This window comes from Rhizobium leucaenae USDA 9039, from assembly GCF_000426285.1.
Lineage (GTDB): Bacteria > Pseudomonadota > Alphaproteobacteria > Rhizobiales > Rhizobiaceae > Rhizobium > Rhizobium leucaenae.
In genome coordinates this window covers 1-16983 of the sequence record NZ_AUFB01000018.1, presented here as the reverse complement: position 1 = coordinate 16983, position 16983 = coordinate 1, and the positions used below count along the sequence as shown (strand labels likewise).

Genomic DNA, 16983 nt, shown 5'->3' with positions numbered 1-16983 from the left:
TTTGCATCACCTCGGCGCTTCTCCTCAGCACATACTTCGGGGGACGCTCAGAGGAACTACAATTTTCGGCTCCAGGCGGCTGCTCATCGACAAAGTGGCCGGCGTGCTCTGACGGCGGATCTCGGTGACAAGATGTTCTGCGAGCCTGACGGCGAAGGCGACCGCGGGAAGCGTGGGATTAGCTTGCCCGGATGTGGGGAAAACACAGCTGCCGGCAATATAGAGGTTAGCAATGTCAATGACGCGGCAATTGTGATCAACGACGGCGTGGTTGCGATCCACGCCCATCTTAGTCAACCCGATCTGATGGTAGCCGTCCTTGGCTTGCGCGACGATATGTCCTTCGAGATTTTCGGAAGCTACATCGAATATCAGCTTGCCGATTTTCCGCTCCTTCAGCCAGCGATCAAGCGCGAGATGCGCTTGGAGCGTCCCGCGAATATCCTGAGGCAAATACTGGAATGAGACCTCGAGCTTGAACTGGCCGTCTGCGTCTTGCTCGCCTTTGAGGAAGACGCGGTTTGAACTGATTGGAATTTGCTCGCCGTGATAACGAAGGCCATACCTCATATCGGGTCTGCGCAGCACAAGATATGGTTCGGCCAAACCATATTTTTGCCGAAACAAGCCAAGCGCGGCATAGGTCGCGCCAACCGGATTGCGCAGTACATTATTCAGCACGCTGGAATAGCGGGATCGATCGGCTTCGCTCAATGCGGCCTTATGGACGACGGCCTTCCGGCTGTTCCAGAGATATAGCAGCGAGAGCGCCGGGTCGGTCTCGCCGAAAGCGGCCCTGCGGTTCGTCGGCCAAAACGCGATATTCGGCAGTTCGAATGTCCGTTGCAACTTGGCGCCGGGCTGAAACCGATTGCACACGAAGGTTCCGTTGGATGTGCGCTTGAAAAGATACCGCTCGGCATGTTCTTCTGTAGCGAATTCGATCTGGGCGATCTGACCAGCGATGTGCCCCATGTAAAAGCGCCCGAGCGGCCCATTGCTGCCGCCGAACAATTGCGGAAACGCAACCTGGAGATTCAGCAGCAGCCGGGTATTGCCCCTGCCGCCACAGGCCAGCACATAGTGGTCGGCGCGCACCCTGTACGAACCACCGCGGCAGGCAATCGACATGGAATGAAGACGTCCTTCCACCGGGTCGAAAGCCAAGGATTTGACCCTCGTATCCAGGGCAACGAAGAGGTTCTTCGAAGAGGCGAGCTCGGCCCTGTTGGCTCTTGCCGTGTTGCGTATTCGTGTCCAGCTTTCGCGCGATATCGGAAAATCATTATCGGGTTCCGGTTCCGGCCCCGATCGCTCGCCGACATTGCTGCTCAAAAAAGCCCGCGCGCGCTCATAGAAAGGCGAAATCTTTTCGTGAGAAATGGGCCAACCGGAGTGTGCAACATAGTCTCTCGTTTCGAAATCTATGTCATCCAGTTCAACGCATTGCCCGCCCCACCGCTCGGACGTGCCTCCAAGTCCGGTCGCCGAAGTGACTTGGTCCGCAGCATGATGGGTATCGTCTCCTATATCGAACCCGGTATCGTTTCTTTGCGGCCGTTTCGATTGTTTCGGCCCGGCCTCGAGAAGCAGCGTTCGCATGCCGCGCCTGCTCAATTCCAGCGCAGCGGCAATGCCGACGGGCCCCGCACCCACGACGCACACGTCGAACACCTGCTGAAAAATCTCTAAATCCGCAAACATTTCGTCCCCCGATTTTGAGCTGACGTCCTTGGACAGCAGCCGCAGTCACGCTTCCATCCCCTCAAAGAAGCGTGATCGGTCACGGCGCATCGCCAACGGATTGAACGTGGAGGCGCGGACCTAGCGCAGCACGCTAATGTTTTACCTTCCGCACGACAATTTCGTCTTAAGTAGAATGAAAATTGCGCGTAATTCGAGCGAAAGGATTAGTCGCAGCCACTGTACGGCCTGCGCTTTTTATGGAGCGTCCGAGTTGCCACATCCATAGGTTGAGTTCACACAATCTACCCAAGCGCGTGACTTTATGAAAATTTTCCAACAATGTCTCCCGCATTTCACGAATTGTCAGCCGATCGTTCTGGCCCAAAGGGCGCGTGCCTCTTGCATGAGAAGCAGGGCTTCTTCCCACCGATCCGTGGAGTCTTCGCCATCCCGCCCGGTGATTGCATAGGGCTTTGGCCCCAGCTCGCAGGTAAGGGCGAGAACATCGTCGCCGCCGGCGCGCTTTCGCCAGCTTCTGAATCCATATTCCCACCAGCCGAGGAAGAGATCGACCCAGGGTCGGTGATGCGGGAAGGAGATCTCGATCTGGACCTGCTCGCGCGAGGCGACCCGACCGTGAAAAGCCCAGGAACTATCGAGTATCCGATGGATGAGGGCGTGATTTTCGTCCGATACCGGCCAGGCGAATTCGCGCCCGACGAGGAAATGGGAGAGATCGGCCAGCAGCCGCAAGTCCGGAAGACGATCGAGCAGATCGAGGGTGAAGAAAAGATCGGTCGTCATGCGGTCGCGGTGCGTCTCTATGAAGACATCGATGCCCGCCTCCTCGCCCAGCCGCTGCCAGCCCTCAAGCAGGGGAAGGCAATCCTCCAGACGTCGCAATCGCACATCGGGCTGCAGGCAGATGTGATGCACATTGTATTCGGCGGCGATCTCAAGCACGGGTTTCAGGTCGTCGACGGTCTTGGGAAAGCATTGTCCTTCCGCCTGCAAACCATGATGCTTCAAGAGCTCCCCAATACGGCGGACAGCCTCGCGGTCGGTCCAATGGGCACTGATGCCATCGAAGCCAGCCGCGGCGATTTTTTCCAAGTTCTCCTCAAGAGTGAGTTCCGGATATTTCGCACTGCGTCGCTCCATGGCCCAGAGCGACTGGAATATGAGCATGCTCTGCATAGTGCCTCCCCATCAGTGGACTACTGAGATCACGGCTTCCATGTCTTTGCCAGACGGCTCGGTGATGGGTTTTGATCATAGCGGTACTTCATTGCAAAGCGGATGTCTTTGCGCGCGGCGCGCCGCCGCCCTTGAGGGTTTTTCATCAAAATACTCTCGGACGCATACTGAGGCTATCGCTAACTCTTCTTGGGCGACCGAACGGGTCGTTGTTTCCTGGGAGGAGAACATGCTGAAATTTCTAAGCGCAACTGCGCTCGTCCTCGTGCTGTCATCGCAAGCCTATGCCGCCGATCGGATCGGCGTTTCGATGGGCTTCCTGACGACCAATTTCCAAACCCTGATCGCCAACGGCATGCAGGATTACGCCAAGACCAAAGGCATCGATCTGCAGGTGGAAGATGCCGCCAACGACGTCAATAAGCAGTTGGATCAGGTGCGAAACTTCGCAGCCGGCGGCGTATCGGCGATCATCGTCGACCCGGTGGATTCAGACGGCACGCCCGCAATGAGTAAAATTGCCGAAGAGGCCGGCATTCCGCTGATCTATGTCAACATTCAGCCGACCGACCTATCGAGCCTCGGCAAAAAGCAGGCCTTCGTAGGATCGAACGAAACGGAATCCGGAACGCTGCAGACCAAGGAGGTCTGTCGCATGCTAGGCGGCAAGGGCGACGTCGTCATCATGGTCGGCGATCTCACAAGTCAGGCGGCCCGGCAGAGAACTGCGGACGTGCATGACGTCTTGAACGCCGGCGAGTGCAGCGGCATCAAGGTCCTTCGCGAGCAGGTGGGCAACTGGAGCCGCGTCGATGGCGCGGACCTTGTTTCGAACTGGCTGACCAGCGGCCTGAAATTCGATGCGGTGATCGCCAACAATGACGAGATGGCGCTTGGCGCAATCGCCGCGCTCAAGAGCGCCGGCAGCTCGACCGACAAGACGCTCGTCGCCGGGATCGACGCCACGCCCGACGCGCTTCAAGCGATGAAGGCTGGCGACCTCAAGGTAACCGTGTTTCAGGATGCCAAGGCACAGGGTCGAGGTGCTGTCGACACCGCGCTGAAGGCGATCAAGGGTGACCAGATCGACAGGGAAGTTTGGATTCCGTTCAAGCTGGTGACCAACGAGAACATGGGCCAGTTCGAGCACCTCAACTGAGCCGAACCCTGCGATCTCCGGGTCAGCAGCAACAAAGGCGGCCGTGATTTGACGCATTGGGAGGCCGGCGGCCTCCCTTTTCACCCATGCCATTCCGTGCGCGAATGCCTTGCGGTTGGCGATGAGCAATTTTCATCAAAACAGTGCTGTCGTTTCAAGCCGGCCTCGGTGAGACTGATCGCATAAATTCCGTTAACTGGGACACCACACATGGACGACACGCTCTACGGCACGCGCGACAAGCGAGGAGACTGGAAGCCCAACAAGCTCCTCAAATATCCCCCGGTCTTCATCTGGCCGGCACAGCCGGTCGCCTTCCTGAAATGGTTCTTTGGATATCCGGGCTATCTCATGCCGTGGAATGCCGTCTACGCAGTCGTCGCAACGCTGCTGTGGTTCTATGCGACACCCTCGATGGTGACGATGAAGACCTTCGAGCCTGGCTGGATCGCCTATCTCCTCGCGCGCAATGCCGCCCTTGTCTTCCTGTTTTTCGGTGCGTTTCATCTGCGGCTTTATATGCAGAAGAAGCAGGGTACGAGCTTCAAATATAACGGCAAATGGCCGTCAAAGGGCAATCCCGCATTCCTCTTCGGCAATCAGACCATCGACAATGTGATCTGGACATTCGCAAGCGCGGTGCCGCTTTGGACGGCCTTCGAAGTGCTGACCCTGTGGGCCTTTGCGAACGGCATCATTCCCTATGTCGATTTTGCCGAACATCCGGTCTATTGCGCTGCGATCATGCTATTGGTCCCGGCATTCCGCGACCTGCATTTCTATCTGGTCCATCGGCTGATCCACTGGCCGCCGCTCTATCATGCGGTTCACAAGCTGCATCATAACAACGTGAACCCCGGCCCGTGGTCTGGCTTGGCAATGCACCCGGTCGAACATCTGCTGTATTTCTCCGGCGTACTCATTCACTGGATCGTCCCCTCCAGTCCGATCCATGCTCTCTTCCATCTGACCCATGCCGCCCTTGCCCCTGCTCCAGGCCATGCGGGCTTCGACAAGATCGTGATCGCAGATGATACCGCGATCGACACCCACGCCTATGATCACTACCTGCATCACAAGTTTTTCGAGTGCAATTATGCCGATGGCGTCATTCCGCTCGACAAGTGGTTCGGCACTTTCCATGACGGCTCGAAAGAGGCCGAGGATCGCATGAACAGGCGTTTTATGGAGCGGGCAAAGAAATACGCCGAAAAGCAGGCGCGCAGCTCCGGAACCGCTGGCTGACCCGAGGCCGGAGCGCATCCGGGATCACCTCGGTCGTGCAACTATCTCCCCCCGCCTCAGCGGCCTGCTGAAGGTGGGAAATGCCGGAGCCTGCGAGCCCTCCTTCGCAGGCTCCGCCTTGATCCTTCAGCCTGGCGGCGAAAAATGCCCGATGTTTTCGGCCGTATAGGTCAGGAACGGAACCGGATCGCGGCTGACGGGCACGTCGATAACACCCATCCTCGAAAGGACCGTGTCCAGCGCACGTCTCGCCTGAGTTTCCGGCGCTTGATCGAGGACAAGCGTCATCAGACCCGAAACGATGAAGCGGCGCGTTTCGTCGTTGAGTTCATGCGCGATCCAGACGAAATCTCTCTTCTCCTGCTGCCGATAACGCTGAAGAACCGATCCCACCCCGAGATTGGCACCGCCCGCATTATAGACGCCGACGACATCCGTTCCGCGGCGTAGCGCCTGGGTCAGCGTTTCCGCGGACCTCACATCGTCATCAAAGCCGAAGACGACCTCCGAAAACCGATGTGCGGGGTTGCCGCAGGCGGCAAGATAATCGGAAAAGCCGCGAATGCGCTCCTTGTGAATTTGATAGGCCCAGCTATGACAGACGGCGACGATACTTCCGGCCAAAGGTCGAAGCATTCGCGACATATAGAAGCCTGCGGTTCGGCCGGCGGCATAGTTGTCGATGCCCACGAACACATCGTCCCTGCCCTCCGCATAGGACACGATCTGGACGACCTCGATACCGGCACTTCGGGCCTGATCCAGGCTCTCCCTGATTTTCGGATGGTCAAGGGCCACAACAATCAGCGCGTGACGACGAATAGCGCTGTTGGATATATGCGCGGCAAACTTCTCCGGATCGTTCTCCTCGACGAAGGTTCGGTGAACGGTGATGGAACTGTCCAGCGAGGCGGCAATTCGCTCAAATGCGCGATTGAGTCTGCTGAAGAACGGCGACTCCGGTCTTACCAGGATAACCTCGATGCGTATCGTTCCACGATAGAGATTGGGAATCACCCCCTTGTATCCCAGTCGCTTGGCGGCGAGCACCACCTTCTCCGCCGTGTGCGGTTTGACGCCTCCTCGCTCATTGAGAACGCGCTCGACCGTCGCAATGCCGACCCCTGCGGCGGCCGCAATGTCGACCAGGCGAGTTTTTTTCATTCCGGTCCTCCCTTGATCAAAAATGATCATAATCGACGTGGAATGTGAAGCGCTATTTCGCGCATGGTTGATGGTGCTGAGGGAGGAAAAGCTGAGTGCAATCAACGCCAAATGTCCCATGGGCTGGCGCGACGCTCCTCCCCCCACATCTTTGCGCCGGTGGCAAACTGCCGGCGACCAATTGCGAGGAGGCAAGAAATGACGACATGGATCGAGGCGTGTGCAGCCGACGATATCGAGCAGGAGGACGTGATCCGGTTCGATCACGCCGGGAAAACGTTTGCGATTTACCGAAGCCCCGACGACGAATATTTCGCGACGGACGGGCTGTGTACCCATGAGAAGATTCACCTCGCCGACGGCCTTGTCATGGATGACATCATCGAATGTCCAAAGCACAACGGACGCTTCAGCTATAAGACAGGCGAGGCCCGCGGTGCGCCTGTCTGCATCAACCTGCGAACCTATCCGGTCAAGCTGGAAGGCGACCGCATCATGATCGGAATCGGAGCATGAGCGACGAGGCGGGCATCGTCATTGTCGGTGCAGGCGAATGCGGCGCACGCGCGGCCCTAAGCTTGAGAGAAAACGGCTACCAGCATCCCATTACCCTTATCGGCGACGAGGTTCACCTCCCGTATGAGCGGCCGCCTCTTTCCAAACAGGTGCTGCTCGCCGCCACGCCGCCGCAGGCACCCGCCGTTCTCAGCGAGATGGTGCTTAGCGAACGGGCAATCCGGCATATCGGCGGCACGCCGGTAAACGCCATCGATGCCGATCGCAAGCAGGTGATATTGTCGGACGGCCGAACGTTGCCCTACCACAAATTGCTCTTGACGACCGGCGCTGAACCGAGGCGGCTGCCGAATGTTCCGGCGAGCCGGCGGATCCTCTATCTCAGGACGATCAACGATGCGCTTGCGCTTCGCCCCTGGATCAGCGCCGATATGCATGCGGCGGTGCTTGGCGGCGGTTTTATCGGCCTTGAGGTCGCCGCATCGGCTCGCAGCCGCGGTGCAAGGGTGACGGTGATCGAAAGCCAGGAGCGCATACTCAAGCGCGGCGTGCCCGAACCGATCGCCGCGGTCATCACCTCCCTGCACCAGCGAAACGACGTTGTCGTGAAATGCGGCGTGGCGGTGGGCGACATCGATGCCAACGAACAGCGTGTCAGTATTTCGCTCTCGGACGGAACCGAGATCACAGCGGACGTGCTTGTCGTCGGCATTGGTGCACAGCCACGCACTGAACTCGCCATGCAAGCTGGTATTGCCATCGACAACGGTATTGCGGTCAATGAGCACCTTGAGACTTCAGTAGCGGATATCTACGCTGCCGGCGACTGCTGCTCTTTTCCGCATCCACTATACGGCGGACGCCGGCTTCGTCTGGAAGCGTGGCGCAACGCGCAGGATCAGGGCATGCTTGCTGCGGCGAATTTAGCGGGCGCTGCTCGTAGCTACGAAGCCGTTCCCTATTTCTGGTCCGATCAGTTTGATCATACCCTGCAGATCACCGGTCTCGTCGATGAAGGACGCACAGTGATCCGCAGAGACTTGAGCGACGGCGCGTTCATTCTCTTTCATCTCGATCTCTCTCAAAGGCTGGTAGCAGCAAGCGGCGTAGGTCCCGGCAACCGGATCGCCAGGGACATCAAGTTGAGCGAGATGCTGATCGCCAAACGGATCGCGCCACCAATTGAGGCTCTGGCAGCCGACACGAACTTGAAATCTCTGTTGCCAAGAGCTGCCTAGCGGTTACCGCACTCAAGTTCTGAATTGCCCTGCACCGTTCTCATGCAGGCAGTTCTCACCACGTGACAATTCAGCTTTTAGAGCGCTTGTGAGTTCCGGCCGCGACCGCGGCATTTTCTCGACAGGCCCTCCAATACCATGTCCGACACCGGCATCATGAAACCTTTCGATTTTTAAGCCGTTGTCGTGCTTATGACCGACACAAAATTGAATCGCAAATCGGTCGATGGCACCGAACGGGACGGTGCCGAGAAGTCGCGCCAAGAGAAGGCATCGACTGTCGAGGTCGCGTCGCCGCCAAATGTCGTCGAACCCGATCCAAAGATGACGCCTGAGGAGGCCGAGCAGGCGCGCAAGAGGTATTTGCTAAGGCGTTTTTGGATCAGCGCGCGCGGTTACTGGGGCCGCGGCGGCGACGGGTTCGCCTGGCCCTGCTCAATCGGGCTGTTGATACTGATCGGCACCAATGTCGGGTTCCAGTATGGGATCAATATCTGGAATCGCGCAATTTTTGACGCCATAGAGCAACGCAATGCCAGCACCGTCTATTTTCTGAGCGCCGTATTCCTGCCGCTCGTGCTCGGAAGTGTCACCCTTGTTACCATCCAAGTCTACATTCGCATGATGATCCAGCGACGCTGGCGTTCCTGGCTGACGACTTCGGTTATCGCGCGCTGGCTCGCAAATGGCCGTTATTATCAGTTGAACCTCATCGGCGGCGACCACAAGAACCCCGAAGCGCGCATCTCGGAGGATTTACGGATTGCCACCGAATCGCCGGTCGATTTCATCGCTGGTGTCATTTCCGCATTTCTGTCGGCTTCGACTTTCATCGTCGTCCTCTGGACGATCGGTGGGGCACTCACTCTAACGGTCGCAGGTTGGACCGTCACCGTTCCCGGCTTCCTCGTCATCACTGCAGTCCTCTATGCTGCGATCACGTCGAGCTCGATGGCGATCATCGGCAGACATTTCGTCCAAGTCTCCGAGGTGAAAAATCAGGTGGAAGCCGAATTTCGCTATACGCTGACGCACGTTAGGGAAAACGGCGAGAGTATCGCATTGCTCGGCGGCGAAGAGGAGGAGCGTAACGACCTCGACAAGACCTTCAGCAATGTGCTCAGGCAGTGGGCGCTCCTTGCACACCAGCACATGCGCACCACGCTGGTATCGCAGGGGTCGAGCCTATTTGCGCCGGTCGTGCCGATTTTGCTTTGCGCTCCAAAATTTCTCGAAGGCAGCATGACGCTCGGACAGGTCATGCAGGCGGCCTCCGCTTTCGCTATCGTTCAGAGCGCGTTCGGATGGCTGGTCGACAACTATCCACGTCTTGCCGATTGGAACGCCTGTGCTCGACGCATTGCTTCGCTGATGGTGTCGCTTGACGGGCTGGAGCGCGCGGAACAGAGCAACGCCTTGGGACGCATCAAGCACGGCGAAACTGAAGGCGATGCGATGGTGAGCCTAAACGATCTCTCCGTGTCGCTGGATGACGGCACTGCCGTGGTCAAGGAAACGCAGGTCGTGATCGAACCGGGCGAGCGGGTGCTGGTGGCTGGAGAATCCGGTTCAGGCAAGAGCACACTGGTGAGGGCCATCGCAGGTTTGTGGCCGTGGGGTGGCGGCAGCGTCAATTTCCACGCCGACAGACGACTGTTCATGTTACCTCAGCGACCTTACATTCCTTCCGGGACGCTTCGCCGTGCAGTCGCCTATCCGAGCGCTGCGGATAGCTGGAAATTGGATGAGATCAAGGCGGCCCTCGACAAGGTGGGGCTCGATTATCTGAACGAGAAGATCGAGGAGGACGCGCCGTGGGACCAGACGTTGTCGGGCGGCGAAAAGCAGCGGCTCGCGTTTGCGCGCCTCCTGCTGCACAATCCCGATATCATCGTGCTGGATGAAGCAACGTCGGCACTCGATGAGAAAAGCCAGGACAAGATGATGGAGATGGTGATCCAGGAATTGCCGAAAGTCACCATCATAAGCGTAGCGCATCGGGCCGAGCTTGAAGTCTTCCATAGCCGCAAGATCACACTGGAGCGGCGCCAGGGCGGCGCAAAGCTTGTCAGCGATATTGATCTTGACCAGCGCGGCAGAAAACGGAACCTGCTTTTCCGCATTGTGGACAACCGGCGTTCCCTGCCGAAAGGCAACACGACCAAGGGGGCGCTTCCTGAGAGCAAAAATTGAAGGTCTTCGGGCTGATCCCCTGCCCCTTACTCGGCCTTCATGGTCTTCAAAACTCTTCCCAGCTACCCCTTGATGCCGCAGTCGCGGCGCCTCCATCAAAGGCGCCCGCGATCTTTGCCCTCAGCGAGCGGGCGGGTGACGCCGTCGGCTGATGACGTTCGCTTGCCACCGCGACGCGCGGCTGCTTATTGCTTTCCTCGACATTGAATTGGCTGAGCAGGCTGTTCAGCGATGCCACTTCCTTGGCAAGACTATGGCTTGCTGCCGTCGACTGCTCGACCATCGCTGCATTCTGCTGCGTCCCCTGGTCGATTGCGTTCACTGCCGTGTTGATCTCGGCAAGCCCCGTCGACTGCTCTCGTGCCGCTTCGACGATCGCCTTCACATTGGTGTCGATCTCCTCAACTTCCTGGACGATCTGGCTCAGGGACTGACCAGTGCGCGCCACGAGTTCGACGCCGTTGCGCACCTGGCTGCTTGAAGTCGAGATCAGCGCCTTGATCTCCTTGGCCGCCTGCGCTGAGCGCTGAGCCAATTCCCGGACTTCCTGGGCAACGACTGCAAAGCCCTTGCCCGCCTCGCCGGCACGCGCCGCCTCGACACCGGCATTGAGAGCCAAAAGGTTCGTCTGGAACGCGATCTCGTCGATAACGCCGATGATGTTGCTGATCTCGCTGGAAGACTTCTCGATGCCTTCCATGGCGGCGACTGCCTCGCGCATGACGACACCGGACTTTTCAGCACCGATGCGGGCCTGCGCCACCAGATGACCAGCTTCCTCAGCCCGTCGGGTGGAATCCCTGACGGTCGTCGTGATCTGTTCGAGCGCTGCGGCAGTTTCCTCGACTGAGGCTGCCTGCTGCTCTGTGCGCTTTGACAGATCGTCCGCGGCCGTTCGGATCTCGCCGGCACCGGCATCGATGCCGCGGGCATTCTCGCCCACCGCTTGGAGCGCCTGCTCCATTTTCGTCATCGAACCGTTGAAATCGCAGCGCAACTGATCGAGATGGCCGACGAACGGCTTCTCGATGCGGTAACGGAGATTGCCATTCGACAGTGCGCCAAGACCATCCGCGAGCGCCTTGACCGCAAATTCTATTTCGGCCGCTTCCCTCGCCTTCTGCGCATCGCGCTCCATACGCTCCCGATCAGAAAGGCTCCGATTGGCGTCCGCGTCCTGCTCTAGGCGGATACGCTCGATTGCATTGTCGCGGAAGACGGCAACGGCCGCGGCCATTTGGCCGACCTCGTCCTTGCGCCCTAGTCCCAGCACCGGTGTTTCGGTTTCTCCACCCGCAAGAGACACCATACGCGCCCGCAGTTTCTCGATCGGCGTGGTAATGCCCCTAGCCGCGATAAAGAGGCCGGCGAAGATTGCAGCGACGAAGACGATACCCAGGGTCGTCAATGTGTAGAGGATCGTCTGATTTGTCTGGCTCGTTAAAGAATCGGTTCGTGCCTTGACGCTCTTGTTGGAGTTCTCGATCCAGTGGCGGACGCTCAAGATCTCGTCCGCAATCAATGGATCTGCTTCTTTCAGCAATTCTTTGGCGCTTTCGTCGTCCTTCGACCCGGCTTCGACGGCTTTGTCGGTGATCGCGGTAATCGCTCTGGCTTTATCCGCCAGGACATCAACCGATGCCGCCTGTTCCGGGACCAGATCCTTTATGGAGTCAAACCAGTCGAACAAGGCTTTCTTGTTGTCGCCGTAGTTTTTGACAAAGCCCGGCATCTCCGCATCCTTGGCGTTATAAGCAAGGACCTGGTATGCGTTATAGCTGATCGCGGCTACTCGCTGGCTTGCTCGCGCCATCTCGATTGTAGCGGTGTCGTCGTGTGCAAGAAGGCTGGAATAGGCATCGTTTGCAGTTTTGTAACTCTGCGACATCGCGATGATGCCGGCAATCCCAACAACGCAGATTGGGACGATGACGGAGAGAATCTTGGTGCGGATCTTGGTGTTCTGAAGAAACGACATGGGCTCGCCGTGCAGTTGTCGGGGATAGGGACATCACAGACCAGGAGCATCATGCTCGGCGCAAATGCGCTGTATTCGGATTTAAGCAAAAGATGCTGACAAATCTATTAACAATCTTGGCTCTACTCAAGAATGTATTATTAGAACGTTTCTTTCTACCAAATAGTTTACCCTAATACTAAGAGAATCTCAGGATGGATAGTAAACCGTTTGTCAATATGTGCCCGGAACAACACTTCCGCTCTTTTTGCAGCATTGCGCAAAATACGATTCCTCGTAAAAGCTTTTGAATCTAATTGGGGAAGCAACCCGTCATGGCAGTAACTACCGAAAAAAAGATGCATACGACTATCCAAGCCATAGCGCGGAAGAAGAACGTCATGAATGCCGTCATCTTGAGGGATATGCGAACGCGATTCTTTAATCATGGATTGGGATTCGCTGTCGTTCCGCTTTGGCCGCTCGTGCATATGGGCGTGCTGATTCTCATCCATACAATGTCGCATGGATTGCCGCCTTACGGAGAAAGCACCGCGGTATTCTATGCGACCGGGCTCGTGCCGACACTGACGTTTATGTATGTTTCGCGCTTCATGGGATACTCGTTGATCATGAACAGGTCGATGCTGGCATTTCCCGAGGTCCAAGTTTTTGACGTCATGATAGGACGCGCGTTTCTCGAGATAGTTGCAGCGTGCATCATGCTTTTTTTAATAGTCGGAATCTTATGGGCCTTGGGCGAGAAGCCGTTTCCTTTCGATCTTGAGCGGGCAGTATGCTGCTACCTTGCAACAATTCTCCTGGCGGTCGGCTGCGGCACGGTGGTAGGCGTAGCATCTATGTTCATGCCGATTATTGTAACCGCATATGCATTGATTATTATCTTACTCTACGTATCTTCCGGTACCATTTTCGTTGCATCGAACCTACCAGACCCGCTTGCAAACGCGCTCGCGTACAATCCTCTTTTGGTATGTGTGGAGTGGATGCGGACAGCTTTTTATGAGACGTACAGCGATAAACTTGTCGACCAACAATATGTACTCGCTTGGGGCATTGGAACCCTTTTTTGTAGGACTGCTCGTCGAACGCGTCTTTAGGCGTCAGCTACTTGAGTCTTAGATTTCACCACCAATTGCAGCTGTTGCCGCAGCGCCCATGATGTCAACCGTTCACCTTGCACCTGGCTTGATATATCGCATTTCATCAGGTCCCAAATCATCGGCGATATGCCCTTCTGGCGCAATGCAATCAAAGCACCGTTGCATTGGGCGCCTAGGCCGATCACCTGCGAAATTTCTGGCAGCACGTACAACGGAAACGGAGGAACAAATCGAAGTAAGTCATGTATCGCGGCGAGTGACTGCTCTACCCCACGCGTAAACCATTCAACGGCTCCGTCTCTGTCTTCATCTGCGAGAGCGGTGAGAGCTATTTGCTGGCATGCTGAGATAGTTTTCGTTGCCAGCATCGGAGCGAACCGCAAAAAGGGACTTCTCGCACACTCTTCAAACGTGCGGCGAGCCTTGTCCCGATGCCCATATTTTTGTTCCAAAAGAGCTTTCACATAAAGGAGAGAAACAGCCCAACGAATGTCTACGTCTGTGGATTGGGAATCCACAACCATGCGGGGTGCAAAAGAGTCTATAAGGGCATTCACGGTCAGCCAAGGGCCGTGCTGGCCTAAGATTAGATACGCCTTAACACAGAATGCTGCGGCGATATCTGAATTACGGTTAGACTGCACAATGACTTCGTCTGCAAGTTCGCCAAGCCGACGAGCGCTCATCATGCGACTCTGAACGGAAATCATTGCCCGCATCAGCCAAGGATTGTCGTACTGCCGAATAAAGTCGTCGAAAGGGAACTCTGGAAACGCAGACACTTGCAATTTGCCATCGCCTTTGGTGGCCGAGCGCATTGTTACTATCGCTTGCCACCCTTCCGTCCAATATCGATGGTCATTGAGATCATATCGAACCCAGATTGGTTCCCTCACAACTCTCGGGCTCTCATTGGGAACATATAGAGCTTCGGGAGTCATAAAACCCGGCAAAACCGATGAAAGCCACGCGGTGTTTTGGATCTGCTGCCGAGAAGTGGCAAATGTTCCAAGTACAAGGCGTCCTCCGGGGTTTAAACGGCTCTCGGGCCTGGAGCTGCCGTCGCGTTCGAATATCGAACTCTGGCTGATGCTGACGTAACCAAGGACTTCGGGGATCACTATCGCCGCTACATAGATCATGGCGTGTTGCTGGACGAAATCGGTAGAAGAGGGTTCGTCCTGGAATATGAGGTGCAAGGACGTGGTTTCGCAAAGCATCACAGAGAGGATGCTATCGTCGGTCGTTGCATAGTGACCTGCCACTGAACTTTCATCCAACGGCGATTAGAGCCTCGGCGGTTTTGAATACGCCAATTGGCGCGGTGGTAGCAACCGGCGGAAACGCGAAGCTTTCATCTTGCGCAGCGTTGGAGCCGGTTGCGGCGATAATCCCGGCGTAGCCTGCCGGGGTCTGATAACCGAGGGATGAGTGCGGCCGGAAATGATTATAATCCTCTGCCCATTCAGCGATGGCGGTTCGGGCATGATCGAGGCCGAAAAACAGGCTTTCGTTGAGCAGTTCGTCACGCATTCGTCCGTTGAAGGATTCGACGTAGCCGTTCTGCATCGGCTTTCCCGGCGCGATGTAGTGCCATTCGACCTTGTGCTCCTTTGACCAGGCGAGGATCGCGTTCGACGTGAACTCCGTGCCGTGGTCGGAGACGATCATGCCGGGCTTGCCGCGCCGTTCGATAAGCGTCGTCAGTTCGCGGGCGACCCGACGCCCGGAGATTGAGGTGTCCGATTGCTGCCAGGCATTCACGGGTCACATCATCGACGATGTTGAGCACGCGAAACCTCCTTCCGCAGGCGAACTGGTCGTGGACGAAATCCAGCGACCACCGGGCATTGGCCTTCGCTTCGACCAGGATCGGCGCACGCGTGCCGACGGCACGCCGTCTGGCTTTCCGCTTCCGAACGGAAAGTCCTTCCGCCCGATAGAGCCGGTAGATGCGATTGACCCCGGACGGTTCTCCATCCCGCCGGAGCAAGACGAACAGTCGCCGATAGCCGAAACGCCGTCGCTCATTGGCGAGGTCACGCAGCTTCGCCCGCAGTTCTAGCTCTGGCGGTCGACTGGACCGATAACGGATCGTCTTGCGGTCGGCGGATATGATCAGGCAGGCCCGCCGCTCCGACAGGCCCATGACGGCCTTCAGATGCATGACGGCTTCACGCTTAGCGGCAGGCCCTACCATTTTTTTGCAAGAAGCTCGCGGAGCGCGGCCGCATCGAGCATCTGTTCGGCGAGCAGCTTCTTCAGCTTGGCGTTCTCGTCCTCAAGCGCCTTCAGCCGCTTCGCCTCGGAGACCTCCATGCCGCCATATTTGGCTTTCCAGTTGTAAAACGTCGCTTCTGAAATTCCGTGCTTGCGGCAAAGGTCCGACGCCTTCGCGCCAGCTTCCGGCTCCTTCAACACCGCAATAATCTGCTCTTCCGTAAATCGCTGCTTCTTCATGCGTCCGTCCTTTAATGGGCCGGACTCTAATCCATTCTGGAGGAAATTCTCAGTGGCAGGTCACATGCGCATTGAGTTTCAAGACAGCGGTGATTGGGAACTGCTTACCTCGCACAGACAGCGTACAAAAGAGTTTCGCAATTTCTGCTTGCAGACCGCGCCTCGTTCTGTGGCACCCGAGATGTTAGCGAAGGCGGTTGACCTCATAATTGCGGCATACGAGCAAGATCAGGCACTTCTGGGGAGAATAGCGAAAATTCAAAATACATTTCGGCGATGAGCCCGCGGCAATTGTGAAGAATATGCTCAATAATGAGGTTCTTTCTAAGCAAAAACTGGAGATTACATCCCATGGAATACATCATTCGTTCCGATTCTGGAGTAACGCGGATATCAGCGGACTGCTCACTTTTGCTTCCAATGTTATCGCTGAATTAAGGGACATTGGAGATGAATCTTTTTTTGTTTTGGCACTCTGCTGGGGTTAGTTCGGGAAAATAAGCTGATTGATCACGACGATGACGTTGATATCGCAATTATCATTGACAAGGCCCATATACAGTCTGAAGCGGATGCCATTGATGTCATCAGCCATGCCATGCGCATATTGCCGACATACAGTTCGGAGTTTTACGGCATTCAATGCGAGTTCCCGCGAGATCCATTCACTTTGCTTAGATGTATATATGGGGATAATTGTATGCGGCGTCCACGCCCCATCGATTTTTCAGTTGCAGCGATCTGAGGTTGATCTGCGGGCCGTCAAATGAGCTCACCGAAGAGTACCTGACGAGCTCATTGTGAGGCCTTGATGCGGGCGGCAAAGGCCCATGGCATCAGGGCATCGATGTCTTTGGCGAGGTGGCCGTTTGCGAGGCGGGTGAAGAGGTCGCACAGATAGGCGTAGGGTTCAACGCTGTTCATTTTACAAGTGCCGATCAGGCTGGCAAACCGGGCCCAGTTGCGGCCCCCTTCATCGTGCCCCGCAAAGAGCGCATTGCGGCGATTCATGGCGGGTCGGCGGATCGCGTTTTCCACCAGGTT

12 protein-coding genes and 2 pseudogenes are annotated in these 16983 nt (G+C 56.7%); 6 read left to right on the top strand and 8 right to left on the bottom strand.

The window, feature by feature from the left end; translation table 11 throughout:
- Nucleotides 1-24: 24 nt before the first annotated feature.
- The 3 genes and pseudogenes from K290_RS0123345 to K290_RS0123340 form a co-directional block, all read right to left on the bottom strand.
- Nucleotides 25-1131 (bottom strand): GMC family oxidoreductase, encoded by a 1107-nt coding sequence (locus K290_RS0123345; protein WP_245276637.1) that lies wholly within the window; start codon nt 1129-1131, stop codon nt 25-27.
- 477 nt (nt 1132-1608) lie between these two features.
- Nucleotides 1609-1704, bottom strand: a pseudogene (locus K290_RS38980) (hypothetical protein); the annotation flags it as partial.
- 345 nt (nt 1705-2049) lie between these two features.
- A complete protein-coding gene (locus K290_RS0123340) occupies nt 2050-2883 on the bottom strand; it encodes a sugar phosphate isomerase/epimerase family protein (RefSeq protein ID WP_028754091.1) in 834 nt (277 codons plus the stop codon).
- A gap of 229 nt (nt 2884-3112) precedes the next feature.
- On the opposite strand from K290_RS0123340, the gene K290_RS0123335 reads away from it, so the two are divergent.
- Nucleotides 3113-4042 (top strand): sugar ABC transporter substrate-binding protein, encoded by a 930-nt coding sequence (locus tag K290_RS0123335; RefSeq protein WP_028754090.1) that lies wholly within the window; start codon nt 3113-3115, stop codon nt 4040-4042.
- Between the two features lie 210 nt (nt 4043-4252).
- Nucleotides 4253-5287: a sterol desaturase family protein gene (locus K290_RS0123330; protein ID WP_028754089.1), complete on the top strand. Its 1035-nt coding sequence runs from the start codon at nt 4253-4255 to the stop codon at nt 5285-5287.
- A 126-nt stretch (nt 5288-5413) separates the two neighbouring features.
- Here K290_RS0123330 and K290_RS0123325 read toward each other — a convergent pair whose 3' ends face one another.
- Nucleotides 5414-6451, bottom strand: coding sequence for a LacI family DNA-binding transcriptional regulator (locus K290_RS0123325; RefSeq protein WP_028754088.1), 1038 nt, complete (start codon nt 6449-6451; stop codon nt 5414-5416).
- A gap of 198 nt (nt 6452-6649) precedes the next feature.
- Here K290_RS0123325 and K290_RS0123320 point away from each other — a divergent pair, with 198 nt between their 5' ends.
- The 3 genes from K290_RS0123320 (at nt 6650) to K290_RS0123310 (ending at nt 10398) form a co-directional block, all read left to right on the top strand.
- Nucleotides 6650-6967 (top strand): MocE family 2Fe-2S type ferredoxin, encoded by a 318-nt coding sequence (locus K290_RS0123320; protein WP_028754087.1) that lies wholly within the window; start codon nt 6650-6652, stop codon nt 6965-6967.
- Nucleotides 6964-8205: an NAD(P)/FAD-dependent oxidoreductase gene (locus K290_RS0123315; protein WP_028754086.1), complete on the top strand. Its 1242-nt coding sequence runs from the start codon at nt 6964-6966 to the stop codon at nt 8203-8205. Before K290_RS0123320 ends, K290_RS0123315 begins: the two co-directional genes overlap by 4 nt.
- A gap of 192 nt (nt 8206-8397) precedes the next feature.
- Nucleotides 8398-10398 (top strand): ABC transporter ATP-binding protein/permease, encoded by a 2001-nt coding sequence (locus K290_RS0123310; protein WP_028754085.1) that lies wholly within the window; start codon nt 8398-8400, stop codon nt 10396-10398.
- Between the two features lie 46 nt (nt 10399-10444).
- On the opposite strand, the gene K290_RS0123305 is transcribed toward K290_RS0123310, so the two are convergent.
- The gene (locus K290_RS0123305) at nt 10445-12376 is read right to left on the bottom strand and encodes a methyl-accepting chemotaxis protein (protein ID WP_028754084.1); all 1932 of its coding nucleotides are present in this window, start codon (nt 12374-12376) and stop codon (nt 10445-10447) included.
- Nucleotides 12377-12690: 314 nt separating this feature from the next.
- Between K290_RS0123305 and K290_RS34805 the strand changes: the two genes are divergently transcribed.
- Nucleotides 12691-13476 carry an ABC transporter permease gene (locus K290_RS34805; RefSeq protein WP_245276634.1) on the top strand — a complete coding sequence of 262 codons (786 nt, stop codon included), beginning with the start codon at nt 12691-12693 and terminating at the stop codon, nt 13474-13476.
- On the opposite strand, the gene K290_RS0123295 is transcribed toward K290_RS34805, so the two are convergent.
- From K290_RS0123295 to K290_RS34795, 3 genes and pseudogenes are all read right to left on the bottom strand, one after another.
- A complete protein-coding gene (locus tag K290_RS0123295; RefSeq protein ID WP_028754083.1) occupies nt 13473-14744 on the bottom strand; it encodes a hypothetical protein in 1272 nt (423 codons plus the stop codon). The two genes, K290_RS34805 and K290_RS0123295, sit on opposite strands and share 4 nt — an antisense overlap.
- Nucleotides 14745-14751: 7 nt before the next feature.
- A pseudogene (locus tag K290_RS34800) lies at nt 14752-15939 on the bottom strand (IS3 family transposase).
- Nucleotides 15940-16734: 795 nt separating this feature from the next.
- Nucleotides 16735-16983 (bottom strand): transposase domain-containing protein (locus tag K290_RS34795; protein WP_037136084.1); only part of this gene is annotated, 249 nt, incomplete at its 5' end.